This window comes from Burkholderia territorii, assembly GCF_001718335.1.
Taxonomy (GTDB): domain Bacteria; phylum Pseudomonadota; class Gammaproteobacteria; order Burkholderiales; family Burkholderiaceae; genus Burkholderia; species Burkholderia territorii.
Genome location: NZ_CP013366.1, coordinates 97,213 through 111,461 on the forward strand (window position 1 = coordinate 97,213; position 14,249 = coordinate 111,461).

A 14,249-nucleotide genomic window follows, 5' to 3' on the forward strand; every position below is an offset into this window, starting at 1 on the left:
AGAATCTGTGGATAACCCGATATTCCGCTGCAAAGTCAACGCTCTGCGGGATGGATAACCCGGTGGATCGGCGCGGTCGGCACTGTGGCCGATTCGAACAGGAAAATGTTTGCGCGTTCCGTCGCGGCGCCGGCGGCGATCGCCGGCACAACGAAAAAAACCGGTTATCCAGTGATTTTCCACAGAATGAAGGGGATAACTTAGCTGTGCGATTTTCCGCTCTCGCTTAGAATGTCGGCTTTGCGGACACCGGAACGACCCGTGTCTCACCGGTCGCCGCGAACGCGACCGCCGCGTGTGCCTCGCGACGGCCGTGTCGACGCTCTTCAACGAGCGTCTGTTTTGAGATAGACATTCGATCTCCACACTACGGCTGCTCGGCGATCCGGGCGGCGGCAAAGCGAAAAGACTATGAGCGAAGGCGTTTACGGGAATCAGGCTTCGGGACGTGTGACCCACAGCTTGCTGCGGTTGAGTACGGCCATGCGAAGCCAGGCATGGGATTGGGCGGAAGGTGCAGGCCTCACGCCGACGCAGGGCGAGATCCTCGTGCTGCTGCTGCAACGCAAGGGCCCGATGCGGCTCGGCGAAATCGCGCGCGAGACGCAGCTCACGGCTGCGACCACCAGCGATGCGGTCAGCACGCTCGAGACGAAGGGGCTCGTCGAGAAGCGTCGCGCACTGGACGACGGCCGTGCGCTCGCCGTGCGCCTGTCGGCCCGCGGCCGTACCGCGGCGAAGAAGGCGCTGCAATGGCCTGAATTCCTGACGAAAGCGGTCGGCAAGCTCGGCGCGGACGAGCAGGGCGTGCTGTACCGCGCGCTGCTGAAGACGCTGCGCGAGCTGCAGGTGGCCGGTGCGACGCCGCCGCAGCGCATGTGCCTCACGTGCACGCATTTCCAGCCGGGCAAGCAGTCGAAGAAGACGGTGCATCACTGCGCGGCGCTCGATCTGTCGATGGCCGACAGCGATCTGCGTCTCGACTGCTCGGTGCATGAAGAAGCCGACGCAGCGACGCAGAAGAAGACCTGGAAGGTGTTCGCCGGCTGACGTCCGTCGATCGACCGGGAGGCCGATGATGAACGCGGAAGTGGTGGCGATCCGCCACGTGCATTTCGAGGACCTCGGCAGCTTCGAGCAGGTGCTCGGCGCGCGTGGGCGTCGGGTGCGTTACGTCGATGTCGGATCGTCGCGCGTCGAGGCGCTCGACGTGCTCAAGCCGGCGCTGCTCGTGATGCTGGGCGGACCGCTCAGCGTGTACGAGGACGCGCAGTATCCGTCGATCGCGCCGCTCGCGGCACTCGTGCGCCAGCGCATCGACGCCGGACTGCCGATCCTCGGCATCTGCCTGGGCGCGCAGTTCATCGCCCGCGCGCTCGGCGCGCGCGTCTACCCGGCTGCGCAGAAGGAACTCGGCTGGGCGCCGCTGACGCTCACCGACGCGGGCCGCGCGTCGCCGCTGCGCCACCTCGACGGCGCGGCGACTTCGATGCTGCACTGGCATGGCGATACGTTCGATCTGCCGGGTGGCGCGATTCATCTCGCATCGACACCGGCATGCCGCCACCAGGCATTCGCATGGGGGCAGCACGTGCTGGCGCTGCAATGCCATCCTGAAATCCGCACCGACCGCTTCGAACCCTGGCTGATCGGCAACGCCGGTGAAATCGCGTCGACGCCCGGCATCGACGCGCGCCAGTTGCGCGCGGACACCGTTCGGCACGGCCCCGTGCTGGAGGCGGCCGCACGACGCATGTTCGACGAGTGGCTCGACAGCGTCGGGCTTTGATTCCGGGCGAGCGGCATCTCGTGTGACTCGCCCGCGGACATTGCCGGCCGGCGCACCACCGCGCGCCGCGTGTCCGCTGCCTCGCAGCCGGCCGGGTGCCGGCTTTCCCTGACCATCCGCTTACTGCCGAACCGGCCGCCAGCAGGCTTCGAGCCCGCGTGCTACGCTCGTCCGCTCTTTCCCTTTCCTGGCGAGCGGCCTCCATGACAGCGCTGTTTTCTCCGTTCACGCTGCGCGGCGTGACCCTTCCGAACCGGATCGTGATCTCCCCGATGTGCCAGTACTCGGCCGAGCGCGGTGAGGCGACCGACTGGCACATGATTCACCTCGGCCATCTCGCGCTGTCCGGCGCGGGCCTGCTCTGCATCGAGGCGACCGCCGTCGAACCCGACGGGCGCATCACGGCCGGCGACCTCGGCTTGTGGGACGACGTGACCGAAGCGGCGCTCAAGCCCGTGCTGGCGGCGATCCGCAAGCATTCGCCGATCCGTGTCGCGATGCAGCTTTCGCATGCGGGGCGCAAGGCCTCGAGCGAGGTGCCGTGGAAGGGCGGCCAGCTCGTGTCCGTCGCCGATGGCGGCTGGCTGCCGCATGCGCCGTCGGCGTTGCCGCACAAGGACGGCGAGACGCCGCCGCTCGCGCTCGACGCGGCCGGCCTGAACCGGATCCGCGACGCATTCGCCGCCGCCGCGAAGCGTGCCGCGCGCGTCGGCATCGATGCGATCGAAGTGCACGCGGCGCACGGCTACCTGCTGCATCAGTTCCTGTCGCCGCTTGCGAACCAGCGCACCGACGAATACGGCGGCTCGCGCGAAAACCGGATGCGCTTTCCGCTCGAGATCTTCGAGACGGTGCGCGCGGCGTTTCCGGCGGACCGCCCGGTCGGCGTGCGCGTGTCGGCGACCGACTGGGTCGAGGGCGGCTGGGAACTCGACGATACGATCGCGTTCGCGCACGAATTGAAACAGCGCGGCTGCGACTGGATCGACGTGTCGTCCGGCGGCGTGTCGCCGCTGCAGAAGATTCCGCTGTCGCCCGGTTACCAGGTGCCGTTCGCGCAGGCGGTGAAGCGCGCGGTCGGGATGCCGACGATCGCGGTCGGCCTCATCAACGAGCCCGCGCATGCGAACCGCCTGATCGAGGCGGGCGATGCCGATTTCGTCGCGATGGCGCGCGCGATGCTGTATGACCCGCGCTGGCCGTGGCATGCGGCCGCCGAACTCGGCGCGCAGGTGTCGGCGCCGCCGCAGTACTGGCGTTCGCAGCCGCGCGAGCACAAGGCGTTGTTCGGCGACATCGCATTCGGCCAGCGTTGAGCGTCATGCGCGCGATATTGCGCGCGATGTTGAACGAAGCAATCTCGAACGTGTAGGATGCGGGTGATTCGCCGCATGCCCCGACGCGGCACCGACCGGTGCCGCGTTTTCGTTTCGCACGGCGCAGGGCCGCGCAACACGCGCATGCGGCCGTCTTCCATTCAAGTCGTCTTCAAAGGATTCGATCGATGAGTTCACGCAGGATCGCGGTACGCCGCTCGGGAATACACGGCAAGGGCGTGTTCGCGGTGGAGCCGATCAAGGCCGGCGAACGCGTAGTGGAATACAAGGGCGAGCGAATTTCGTGGAAGGAAGCGCTGCGCCGTCATCCGCACGACCCGAACGAGCCGAATCATACGTTCTACTTCGCACTGGAAGAGGGCGGCGTGATCGACGGCAAGATCAACGGCAACAGCGCGCGCTGGATCAACCATTCGTGCGCGCCGAATTGCGAGGCCGAGGAGATCAAGGGCCGCGTGTTCATCCACGCGCTGCGCGATATCGAGCCGGAAGAAGAGCTGTTCTACGACTATGGCCTCGTGATCGACGAGAAGCTGACCAAGAAGCTCAAGCGCGAATACGCGTGCCATTGCGGCGCGATCACGTGTCGCGGCACGTTGCTCGCCACGCCGGACGACGACGGCAAGAAGAAAAAGAAGAAGGACAAGAAGGAAGGCAAGTCCGAGTCCGGCGCGAAGGACAAGAAAAAGAAGAAGTGACGACCGGGGCCGCGCATCGCGCGCGGCTGCGCCCCCGGCTCGCTGCGGCGCGCCGGTCCCTCCGTCCCGGCGTGCGCGCGCATGCGATTCAGTGCGTCGGCGTTGCCGCCGGCATCTCGCTTGCCGGCTTCGCGGTGCGCTCGGCGAGCGGCACCCGCACGACGAACCGCGAACCGCCTTCCGGTGCATCCTCGTACGACACCGTGCCGCCGTGCATCGCGATGATGTCGTGCACGATCGCGAGCCCGAGCCCGGCACCCGTCTCGACACCGTTGCCGCTCTGCGCATCGCCGCGGAAGAAGCGCTTGAACAGGTCGGCCTGCTGGCTGGCCGGCACGCCCGGCCCGTTGTCCTCGACGACGATCTCGGCGGCCGGCTGGCCGCCCTCGAGCGCGCCGCGCGCGACGTTCACAGTGATGCGCGCGCCCACCGGCCGTGCGAGCGGCACATATTTCAGCGCATTGTCGAGCAGGTTCGCGATCACTTCACGCAGCAGCACGGGGTTGCCGCGCACGTTCAACGTTTCGTCTTCGCCGGGATCGTCGCTGCGCTGGAAGCCGAGGTCGACGTGCGATGCGAGCGCGCGCGGCACCCACTCGGCGCCCGTCTCGAACGCCATCGCGGCCAGGTCGACGTCGACGAAACGCGCGGCCTGTTCGCCCGGCTCCGCGCGCGCGAGCGACAGCAACTGGTTCGACAGCCGCACCGCGCGGTCGGCGGCCGCGCGCAGTTCGCGCACCGCGGCGTAGGTCTGCTGCGGATCGCGCGCGACGGCGGCCTGCTCGGCATGCAGCTTCACGGCCGTGAGCGGCGTGCGCAACTGGTGCGCGGCATCGGCGATGAACTTGCGCTGCGCGTCGAGCGCGGTCTTCAGGCGGCCGAGCAGCGCGTTCATCGCGCTCGTCAGCGGCCGGATCTCGAGCGGCACGTCGGTTTCGTCGACCGGCTCGAGCGACGTGTGGGTCTGCCGGTTCAGCGAATCGGCGAGATGCGTGAGCGGGCCGAGCTGCTGGTTCACGACGCGCCACACGATGCCCCAGCCCGCGAGCAGCAGCAGCAACAACGGCATCATGATCGCGACGAGGAATTCGGCCGCGATCCGGTAGCGGTGCCGCACCGGCTGCGCGACCTCGACCACCATCGGCTTGCCGCCCTCGACATCGTCGACGCGCACTTGCGCGACGCGCACCGCGCGATTGTCGTATTCGGCCTCGAACACGTACGCGTGATGCATGCGGCGCACGTTGATGCCGCGCAGCGGCAGCTTCGGGTCGCCGGCGAGTTCCTGTTCGCCGTCGCTGATCCGGTAGATCAGCGCCTCCGCCGGATCGGAGAACATCGCCTGCGCGAGCGGCGGCACCGTGAACGGCGCGTCGGGGCCGGCGATCTGGATCTGTTTCGAGATGGCGGTGGCGAGATCGGCGAGCGAGCGGTCGATCACGTGTTGCGTGTATTGCCACGCGAGCCAATAGGCAATCAGGCCGCTCATCAGCGCAAGCATCGACAGCGGCGCGGCGAGGCGCCGAAGCAGCGAGCGGCGCAGGCTGGTGGTGACAGCCGGATCAGAAGACATTTCGTCGGGCAAATGGATAAGCGCCGCTCACGGGGAGCGGCGCGGACGTGCGTCGGACGGCGACGCGGGCAGGGCTGCTCGCCGACGGCCCGTGGCCGGCCGGCGTGCGGCGCGCCGCTCAGACGCTCGCGGTCTGGCGGATTTCCTGCAGCAGATAGCCGAAGCCGCGCACCGTGACGATTTCGACGCGGCACTGCTCGAGTTTCTTGCGCACCCGGTGCACGTAGACTTCGATCGCGGTGTCGCCGAGATCGCCGCCGAAGTGCGTGAGGTGATCCTGCAGCTGGGCCTTGCTGACCACGCGGCCGTGGCGCAGCAGCAGCATTTCGAGCACGGCGAATTCGCGCGGCGACAGCTCGAGCGGCTTGTCGTCGTTGAAGATGCGGCGATCGACGCCCGACAGCCGGACGCCGCCGAGCGACACTTCCGGACGCGGCATGTCGCTGTGCGGGCCGCTGCGGCGCATCACCGCGCGGATGCGGGCTTCGAGCTCGGCCGGCTCGAACGGCTTGAGCATGTAATCGTCGGCGCCGGAGTTCAGGCCCTGGATCCGGTCGTTCAGTTCGTCGCGCGCGGTCAGCACGATGACCGGCGTGTGGCGATTGGTCTGGCGGAAACGCGTGAGCAGCGTCATGCCGTCGATGCCCGGCAGGCCGAGGTCGAGGATCACGAGTTCGTGGCGGTTTTGTGCCAGCGCCTGTTCGGCAAAGATGCCGTCATGCACCATGTCGACGGTGAAGCCAGCCTGCTCGAGGCTGCTCTGGATACCGCGTGCGATGGGGCGGTCGTCTTCGATCAGAAGGAGTCGCATGAAGTTCGCTCAAGTACAATGGGTTGGCGGTTCAGGCACGCGGACAGCACGACGCCGTTTCCACAGGGGCGCCGCATCGCCTGACAATCAAGCATGGCGGCCAGCGAACGATTAAATCCAATCATGTCCGATATTTCGATCCACGACCTCGAAGCCGCGATCAATTTCTGGCGCGCCCGCTCGCCGTCGAGCGGCGACGAACTCAAACTCTGCGAAGAGGCCAGCGCGCTTTCCAAGCCGTATGCGCTGCTGATTGTACAGCGCGAAGGCGCGCTGCAACTGGAAGGTTTGGACCCCAAGGCGAGGAAAGCGTACGAGACTTACGTGCGCCTTAAGGATGGCTTGGAAAGCTGAAGGCTTTCGCTGAGTACATCCTAGAAAACGTTCAGCGAAATGAAAAGTTGACGCGCCGCGCGTCGAAAGATGCGCGGCGGTAGAGGATAGGCTCAGGCGGCCGGATCGGTGTGTGCGCACACCTGGTCGATGAAGGTTGCGAGCGCGATGTCGCGTTCGGTCAGGCCGTCCGCGTCGTGGGTCGACAGCGTCACGTCGACGCGGTTGTACACGTTGAACCATTCCGGATGGTGGTTCATTTCCTGCGCCTTGATCGCGACCCGCGTCATGAAGCCGAATGCCTCGTTGAAATCGGCGAAGCGCAGGCTGCGCTGGATGGCGTCGCGGCCCGGCACGGCCGTCCAGTGCGGCAGGCCCTCGAGCCGGGTCTTGCGTTCTTCTGATGTGAGCTTGTGAATCATGTTGCACCTCGTTCGGTAACGGCGCTGCGCGCGGGCAAAGGCCACGCGACAAAGCCGGTACCGTTCATTGTTTCATAGTTGCGGGACGGGCATCGGGAGGCGGCCGCCCGCTTTCTCATGCGTCGGCGTCGTCCGGCCAGCCTTCGCCCGTGCCGCGATGCAGCACGAGATCGCCGTCGACCACCGCGCCGGCGGGGAATTCGGGCAGCGCGGCCAGCCGGTCGGCCAGCGCGCGGCCGTCGACGTCGGCCAGCGCGAACAACTGCGCGAAGTCGTCGATCACGAAGTAGGTCTTCTGGAACGTGTCGATCCGGTAGCGCGTGCGCATCACGCGCTCGAGGTCGAAACCGAGCCGGTTCGGCGCCGCGCTTTCCAGGCTGTACAGGCTCTCGCCCTTGCTCGATACGATGCCGGCGCCGTAGATCGACAGCCCGTTCGTGCCGTTCGGGTCGCGGATCAGGCCGAACTCGACCGTATACCAATAGAGACGCGCCAGTCGCGCGAGCGCGGCTTCGTCGTCCGCGACCGCGAGCGCGGTGCGGCCGTAGGCCTGCATGTAGTCGGCGAACACCGGCTCGATCAGCAGCGGCACATGGCCGAACAGGTCGTGGAAGCAGTCGGGTTCCTGCAGGTAGTCGAGCTGATCGGGGCGGCGCATCCACCAGGTGACCGGAAACCGCCGGTTCGCGAGGTGCTCGAAGAACACGCGATCGGGCACGAGGCCCGGCACCGCGACGATCTCCCAGCCGGTGGCCGGCTTCAGCTGGCGATTCACGTCGGCGAACGACGGCACGCGATCGGCCGGCAGCTCGATCTTCCCGAGCCCCGCGACGAACGCGTCGCATGCGCGCCCGCGCAGCAGCGCCGACTGCCGCGCATAGAGCTGCTGCCACACCGCGTGGTCGACCTGGCCGTAGCGTTCCAGCGGCTGGTCGATGGTGAAATCGGCGCGGGTTTCGAGGCCCGCGTCGAACTGCTCCTGCAGTTTCGCGGTGACGACGGTGGACATGGTGCGGCTCTGAATGCAGTGGTTGGGAACCATGCAAGTGTAGAGCGGGCGACATGCGGAATGGGCGCAAAGATGGCGTTGATTTGCCTTTCGATGCGATAATCGCGCATCCAAACACGAATCAATGCGGAGAATGTTCATGCTGGAACTCGATCACTTCGACCTCGCGCTTCTCGACGTGCTGCAGCGCTTCGGGCGCGCGACGCACCAGCAGCTCGGGGAGGAGGTGCCGTTGTCGCCGTCGCAGATCGGGCGGCGGCTGCAACGGCTCGAGGCGGCCGGTGTGATCGAAGGCTACCGCGTGATGCTGCGGCCCGAAAAGCTCGGGCTCGGCGTCACCGCGTTCACGAGCCTGAAGCTCAAGCACCACGGCGATTCGATCATCGAGCAGTTCCAGCAGCAGATCGACGTGCTGCCCGAGGTGCTCGAATGCCACGCGGTGGTCGGCGACGCCGACTATCTGTTGCGGATCGTTGCGCCGGATCTCAACGCGCTGTCGCAGTTCGTGATGAAGAAGCTGATGCGCGTGCCGGGCGTCGACAGCGTGCGCTCGAACATCGTGCTGACGACCTTCAAGCGCAACGGCGCGCTGCCGCTCGCGCATCTGGCGCCCGGCGCCGCCTGACGCGGGGAGCCGGGCCGGCGGCGGGGCGCCACGCGCGTCGCGTCGCCGCGAGCAGCGCGGGATCAGGCTGCTTCGGATTGCACGTCGGCGTTCAGCAGGTCGACGTATGCGACCGCGACGAGGTCCTCCTGCGCGACGCCGAGCTTCGCGAACACGTCGTGCGCTTCGGCTTCGCCGCCGGCTTCGTCGTCATCGGGGCCGAGTACGACTTCCAGTTCGATGAAGTCGCCGAGGCCGTCGACGCGGTCGAGGTGGATCCGCGTGCGGCCGACGAGGTACACGTGCCGTTCCTTCGTCACGATTCCGCGCGTGGTCAGCGCGGTCGCGAGCAGCGAGTGCATCGCGTCCGGGTTCGTGACCGGGCTGCGCGTGTAGTACGACGCCTTCGGGCCGTCGCGGTCGTCGCGCTGGTAGAAGATCAGCTCGGCCGGCGTGCCGTCCTCGAAGCGGCGCAGCTTCAGCCGGCCGCGCGGCACGTCGTAGAAGAAATCCTGCTGGCGGTAGAAGAGCGGCGCTTCGGTGGCCAGTGCGGCCGCCTGTTCGCGCAGCCGCTCGAAGTCGCGGGCGCGGGCTTTGATCTCGATGTTGCGGGCCATGCGGGTCTCCTTCAATCAGGGGTCTCGCGGTGTGCGAACGCACAATCTAGCAAAAAGCCTGCGATGGTGGCGTGACGGCAAGGCGGGACGCGGCGATGCGCCGCGGAGAGGCGATTCGAGCCCGTGCGCTAACGTGCGTCACCTGCGAGTGCCGATCGGGCAGCTGCCGCGCGCCGCAGGCTGAACCTCCAGGCGCGGCCGGCCGCGCCGGCATCAGCCGCGCTCATATCGCCCATTGGGTTTCGATCAGCCGCAGCGCCGCCGCGATCGCCGGTTCCGCACGCCGCTCGGCAAGTGTCACGAAAGTCAGCTCGGTCGGCACCGTCACGCGTTCGATGATCGTCAGCGCATGCGCATGCGCTTCGGCCAGCGCCGTCGAGTCGCGGGCGAGCGTCAGCCCGATTCCCGATTTCACCAGATCGAGCATCGATTGCTCCTGGTCGACTTCGGCAACCTTTACCGGCTGCGCGCCGGCCGCCGCGAACAGCCGCGACAGCAGCCGGTGATGGGCGGACGCCGGTGGCGTCCAGATCCACGGCAGCGCGGCGAGCGTGCGCCAGTCGTGCGCCCGCTGTACGCGCTCCTTCCAGCCGGCCGGCGCGAGCACGCGGTACTCGAAACGCGTGAGCGTGACCGTGTGGAACAGCGCGTCGTCGCGCGGATCGTCCTCGCCGGGCCGGCCGATGTAGTAGCCGACGTCGAGCGCCTGCGCGCGCACCTGTTCGAGTACCCACCCGGACATGCCGTGCCGCAGCGCGGTTTCGATCTGCGGATGGGTTTCGACCAGCGCGCGCAGGAAGCCGCCGAGCCGCAGGAAGCCGGGATCGAGGATCGTGCCGATCCGCAGCCGGCCGCGCACCTCGTGGCGCAGCGCGGCGGCGGCGCGCTGCACGTCGGCGGCCGCGGCCAGCGCGCGCTCCGCATGCGGCAGCAGCGTCTGGCCGTCGCGCGTGAGCGCCAGCCCGCGCGACGTGCGCGTGAACAGCGTGACGCCGAGCGTTTCCTGCAGATGCTTGATCTGCAGGCTGACGGCCGGCTGCGTCAGGTGCAACTGCACGGCGGCGCGCGTCAGGTTGCCTTCGCGGGCGACCGTCGCGAACGCGCGGAGCAGGGTGAGATCCATTGTCGTGATATGAGCGCGGCTTATAACGCGGTTCAGCATAACTCATTGGATCGGCGGCGGGCGGCCGGAGTACGCTTCATCGACTGCGTCGCGCGCGACGCACTATGCTGAAAACGACGCGCGGAATCGCACGCGCGCGGCACAACAATGGATGGAGACACGCCGTGAGTACTCAACGCACGCTCGAGGGCGAATTCGACTACGTGATCGTCGGCGCGGGCACCGCGGGCTGCGTGCTCGCGAACCGCCTGACCGAGGATCCCGAGATCCGCGTGCTGCTGCTCGAAGCGGGCGGCAAGGACGACTATCACTGGATTCACATTCCGGTCGGCTATCTGTACTGCATCGGCAATCCGCGCACCGACTGGCTGTACAAGACGCAGCCCGAGGCGGCGCTCAACGGCCGCGCGCTGTCGTATCCGCGCGGCCGCGTGCTCGGCGGCTGCTCGTCGATCAACGGGATGATCTACATGCGCGGCCAGCGCGAGGATTACGACGGCTGGGCGCGGGAAACCGGCGACGCCGGCTGGTCGTGGGACAGCGTGCTGCCGATCTTCAAGCGCAGCGAGGACCACCACGCGGGCGCGAGCGATGCACACGGCGCCGGCGGTTACTGGCGCGTCGAGAAGCAGCGGCTGCGCTGGGAGATCCTCGAATCGTTCGCGCAAGCCGCGCAGCAGACGGGCATCCCGGCGACCGACGATTTCAACCGCGGCGACAACACCGGCGTCGGCTATTTCGAGGTGAACCAGAAGCGCGGCGTGCGCTGGAATACGTCGAAGGCGTTCCTGCGGCCCGCGATGACGCGCCCGAACCTGACCGTGATCACCGGTGCGCATGCGCAGCGCGTGATCTTCGACGGGCGACGCGCGGTCGGCGTCGAGTATCGCGGCGGCGGCACCGACTACGTCGCGCGCGCGCGTGCCGAAGTGCTGCTGACTTCCGGCGCGGTCAATTCGCCGCAGTTGCTCGAACTGTCGGGCGTCGGCGCGGGCGCGCGGCTGCAGGCGCTCGGCATCGACGTCGTGCAGGATCTGCCGGGCGTCGGCGAGAACCTGCAGGATCACCTGCAGTTGCGGATGGCGTTTCGCGTCGAAGGCGTGCGCACGTTGAACACGCTGTCCGCACGCTGGTGGGGCAAGCTGATGATCGGCGCCGAATATGCGCTGCTGCAGCGCGGGCCGATGTCGATGGCGCCGTCGCAGCTCGGCGCGTTCGCGAAGTCCGATCCGGACGATCCCGCGCTCACGCGCCCCGATCTCGAATATCACGTACAGCCGCTGTCGCTCGAGCGCTTCGGCGAACCGCTGCACCGCTTCAACGCGTTCACGGCGTCGGTCTGCCATCTGCGGCCGAGCTCGCGCGGCAGCGTGCATATCGCGAGCCCCGATGCGGGCGCGGCGCCGTCGATCGCACCGAACTACCTGTCGACCGACCACGATCGTCACGTCGCGGCGAATGCACTGCGCCTCACACGGCGGATCGCGTCCGCGCCCGCGCTGGCGCGCTACCGTCCCGAGGAGATCCTGCCGGGCACGCGCTACCAGACCGAAGCCGAACTGATCGAAGCGGCGGGCGCGGTCGGCACGACGATCTTCCATCCGGTCGGCACATGCCGGATGGGACGCGCGGACGACGAGCGTGCCGTCGTCGACAGCAGGCTGCGCGTGCGTGGCATCGCCGGGCTGCGGATCGTCGACGCATCGGTGATGCCGTTCATTACGTCGGGAAACACGAATTCGCCGACGCTGATGATCGCCGAGCGCGCGAGCGACATGATCCGCGCCGATCGACGCGCCGCGCGCGACGCGACGCAGCTGCGAACGGAAGCTGCGATGACGGCTGCATGACGCGATACTGTCACGCGCGACAGCGGGCCGTCATCCGCGTGCCCGCTGCTTCGCGATGCGAAACAAGCGGACGCGCACGGGTCGCGATGGATCGAAGGCGCGCACGGCCATTGCGTCGCGAGCCGCGCATTGCTCGCACCCTTCCGGTTGCGCGACGACCCGACGCGCAGCGTTACGCGCCCGCATTCGCGCAGGCATGCGTCGTGCGATGGGTCGACCGCCGACGATGCGCGCGTCAAAAAAACGCGTCGAAATACGCGCTCAGCCGCGTCCTATATGGCGGGCAGCCCTATAAGTGCAAATCCCGATGATTGCACTGCACCAACGGCGCGACAATGTTGCGCAGTGTGCATACGCGTCGGCGCGGGAGACCACCCTCGAGGCGTAATACGGTGCCCCGGGGGGCAGCCCGCTGATCCGCGGACCTGTTCGCGTCGCTTGCGCGAATCTTCCCGATGCTTCGCCTGACTTCGTACGGAAGGGAACATGATTCTCGGCGACACGATTCTCGAAACACGCGGATTGACGAAGGAATTCCGGGGCTTCACCGCCGTGAACGGCGTCAACCTGCGTGTGCGCCGCGGTGCGATCCATGCGTTGATCGGACCGAACGGCGCGGGCAAGACCACCTGCTTCAACCTCCTCACCAAGTTCCTGACACCGACGTCCGGCCAGATCGTCTTCAACGGCATCGACATCACCGACGAGCGGCCCGCGCAGGTCGCGCGTCGCGGCATCATCCGTTCGTTCCAGATCTCGGCGGTGTTCCCGCACCTGACTGCGCTGCAGAACGTGCGCATCGGCCTGCAGCGCACGCTCGGTACCGAATTCCACTTCTGGCGCAGCGAGCGCACGTTGCGGCGCCTCGACGATCGCGCGATGGACCTGCTCACGCAGGTCGGCCTCACCGATTTCGCGCACGTGCCGACGGTCGAGCTCGCGTACGGCCGCAAGCGCGCGCTCGAGATCGCGACGACGCTCGCGATGGAGCCCGAACTGATGCTGCTCGACGAGCCCACGCAAGGGATGGGCCACGAGGACGTCGACCGCGTGACCGCGCTGATCAAGAAGGTCGCGAGCGGCCGCACGATCCTGATGGTCGAGCACAACATGAACGTGATCGCCGGCATCTCCGACACGATCACCGTTCTGCAGCGCGGCGAGGTGCTGGCCGAAGGGTCGTATGCGGAAGTGTCGAAGAATCCGCTCGTGATCGAGGCGTACATGGGCAGCGCCGATGCGGCACTCGCGGGGGCGCACGCATGAAGCACAGCGAACGGGAGGAACGCGAATTGAGCGGCGTCGAAAGCGGCACGCCCGCGCTGGAGATCACGGGCCTCGAGGCCTGGTACGGGGAATCCCACATATTGCACGGTGTCGACCTGAGCGTTCATCGCGGCGAGGTCGTCACGCTGCTCGGCCGCAACGGCGCGGGCCGCACCACGACGCTGCGCGCGATCATGGGCCTCACCGGCCGGCGCAGCGGCTCGATCAAGGTCGCGGGCAACGAGACGATCGGCCTCGCGACGCATCGCATCGCGCATTTCGGCGTCGGCTATTGCCCGGAGGAGCGCGGCATCTTCTCGAGCCTGTCGTGCGAGGAGAACCTGATGCTGCCGCCGCCGATCGGGCCGCGCGAGCATGCGATGTCGCTCGACGAGATCTACGCGATGTTCCCGAACCTCGCGTCGCGCCGGCAGAGCCAGGGCACGCGGCTGTCCGGCGGCGAGCAGCAGATGCTCGCGGTGGCGCGGATCCTGCGCACCGGCGCCAACCTGCTGCTGCTCGACGAGATTTCCGAAGGCCTCGCGCCGGTGATCGTGCAGGCGCTTGCGCGCATGATCGTCGCGCTGAAGGCGCGCGGCTACACGGTCGTGATGGTCGAACAGAATTTCCGCTTCGCCGCGCCGCTCGCCGATCGCTTCTACGTGATGGAACATGGCCGCATCGTCGAGCATTTCCGCTCATCCGAACTGGAAGGCAAGATGCCGATCCTTCACGACCTGCTCGGGGTGTGACGCCGCCCCGTTTCCCTTGCCGCTAGCCGTGGCGGCCTCGAACAACCACAACGCATCAGAACAAC

15 protein-coding genes are annotated in these 14,249 nt (G+C 67.5%); 9 read left to right on the top strand and 6 right to left on the bottom strand.

Going from position 1 to position 14,249, the window contains the following annotated elements; translation table 11 throughout:
• Positions 1 to 411 precede the first annotated feature (411 nt).
• From WS51_RS11190 to WS51_RS11205, 4 genes are all read left to right on the top strand, one after another.
• A complete protein-coding gene (locus WS51_RS11190; protein ID WP_059452548.1) occupies positions 412 to 1,050 on the top strand; it encodes a MarR family winged helix-turn-helix transcriptional regulator in 639 nt (212 codons plus the stop codon).
• A 28-nt stretch (positions 1,051 to 1,078) separates the two neighbouring features.
• Positions 1,079 to 1,789 (top strand): glutamine amidotransferase, encoded by a 711-nt coding sequence (locus tag WS51_RS11195; RefSeq protein WP_069229966.1) that lies wholly within the window; start codon positions 1,079 to 1,081, stop codon positions 1,787 to 1,789.
• 203 nt (positions 1,790 to 1,992) lie between these two features.
• Positions 1,993 to 3,105 carry an NADH:flavin oxidoreductase/NADH oxidase gene (locus WS51_RS11200; RefSeq protein WP_069229211.1) on the top strand — a complete coding sequence of 371 codons (1,113 nt, stop codon included), beginning with the start codon at positions 1,993 to 1,995 and terminating at the stop codon, positions 3,103 to 3,105.
• Between the two features lie 188 nt (positions 3,106 to 3,293).
• Positions 3,294 to 3,824, top strand: a complete 531-nt coding sequence (locus WS51_RS11205) for an SET domain-containing protein (RefSeq protein ID WP_059505609.1) — start codon at positions 3,294 to 3,296, stop codon at positions 3,822 to 3,824.
• Positions 3,825 to 3,912: 88 nt separating this feature from the next.
• Here WS51_RS11205 and WS51_RS11210 read toward each other — a convergent pair whose 3' ends face one another.
• Together WS51_RS11210 and WS51_RS11215 are read right to left on the bottom strand one after the other, a co-directional pair.
• A complete protein-coding gene (locus WS51_RS11210) occupies positions 3,913 to 5,397 on the bottom strand; it encodes a sensor histidine kinase (protein ID WP_059505607.1) in 1,485 nt (494 codons plus the stop codon).
• A 118-nt stretch (positions 5,398 to 5,515) separates the two neighbouring features.
• Positions 5,516 to 6,208, bottom strand: a complete 693-nt coding sequence (locus tag WS51_RS11215) for a response regulator (protein ID WP_006401494.1) — start codon at positions 6,206 to 6,208, stop codon at positions 5,516 to 5,518.
• A gap of 123 nt (positions 6,209 to 6,331) precedes the next feature.
• Here WS51_RS11215 and WS51_RS11220 point away from each other — a divergent pair, with 123 nt between their 5' ends.
• Positions 6,332 to 6,562 (top strand): DUF3717 domain-containing protein, encoded by a 231-nt coding sequence (locus tag WS51_RS11220; protein ID WP_006756491.1) that lies wholly within the window; start codon positions 6,332 to 6,334, stop codon positions 6,560 to 6,562.
• A gap of 92 nt (positions 6,563 to 6,654) precedes the next feature.
• On the opposite strand, the gene WS51_RS11225 is transcribed toward WS51_RS11220, so the two are convergent.
• Together WS51_RS11225 and phhA are read right to left on the bottom strand one after the other, a co-directional pair.
• Positions 6,655 to 6,963: a 4a-hydroxytetrahydrobiopterin dehydratase gene (locus tag WS51_RS11225; protein WP_059452552.1), complete on the bottom strand. Its 309-nt coding sequence runs from the start codon at positions 6,961 to 6,963 to the stop codon at positions 6,655 to 6,657.
• 115 nt (positions 6,964 to 7,078) lie between these two features.
• On the bottom strand, positions 7,079 to 8,005 hold the full coding sequence (phhA, locus tag WS51_RS11230) for a phenylalanine 4-monooxygenase (RefSeq protein ID WP_196481000.1): 927 nt from the start codon (positions 8,003 to 8,005) through the stop codon (positions 7,079 to 7,081).
• Positions 8,006 to 8,111: 106 nt separating this feature from the next.
• Between phhA and WS51_RS11235 the strand changes: the two genes are divergently transcribed.
• A complete protein-coding gene (locus WS51_RS11235; RefSeq protein ID WP_006408082.1) occupies positions 8,112 to 8,597 on the top strand; it encodes an Lrp/AsnC family transcriptional regulator in 486 nt (161 codons plus the stop codon).
• A gap of 62 nt (positions 8,598 to 8,659) precedes the next feature.
• Here the strand turns inward: WS51_RS11235 and WS51_RS11240 are convergent, their stop codons facing one another.
• Complete coding sequence (locus WS51_RS11240; protein ID WP_059978739.1) at positions 8,660 to 9,193, bottom strand: class IV adenylate cyclase; 534 nt, start codon at positions 9,191 to 9,193, stop codon at positions 8,660 to 8,662.
• A 223-nt stretch (positions 9,194 to 9,416) separates the two neighbouring features.
• On the bottom strand, positions 9,417 to 10,316 hold the full coding sequence (locus WS51_RS11245; RefSeq protein ID WP_069229212.1) for a LysR family transcriptional regulator: 900 nt from the start codon (positions 10,314 to 10,316) through the stop codon (positions 9,417 to 9,419).
• A gap of 164 nt (positions 10,317 to 10,480) precedes the next feature.
• Here WS51_RS11245 and WS51_RS11250 point away from each other — a divergent pair, with 164 nt between their 5' ends.
• The 3 genes from WS51_RS11250 (at position 10,481) to WS51_RS11260 (ending at position 14,184) form a co-directional block, all read left to right on the top strand.
• Complete coding sequence (locus WS51_RS11250; RefSeq protein WP_059772119.1) at positions 10,481 to 12,166, top strand: GMC family oxidoreductase; 1,686 nt, start codon at positions 10,481 to 10,483, stop codon at positions 12,164 to 12,166.
• A 486-nt stretch (positions 12,167 to 12,652) separates the two neighbouring features.
• Positions 12,653 to 13,432, top strand: a complete 780-nt coding sequence (locus tag WS51_RS11255; RefSeq protein WP_059505601.1) for an ABC transporter ATP-binding protein — start codon at positions 12,653 to 12,655, stop codon at positions 13,430 to 13,432.
• Complete coding sequence (locus WS51_RS11260; RefSeq protein ID WP_059465973.1) at positions 13,429 to 14,184, top strand: ABC transporter ATP-binding protein; 756 nt, start codon at positions 13,429 to 13,431, stop codon at positions 14,182 to 14,184. Before WS51_RS11255 ends, WS51_RS11260 begins: the two co-directional genes overlap by 4 nt.
• Positions 14,185 to 14,249: the final 65 nt, after the last annotated feature.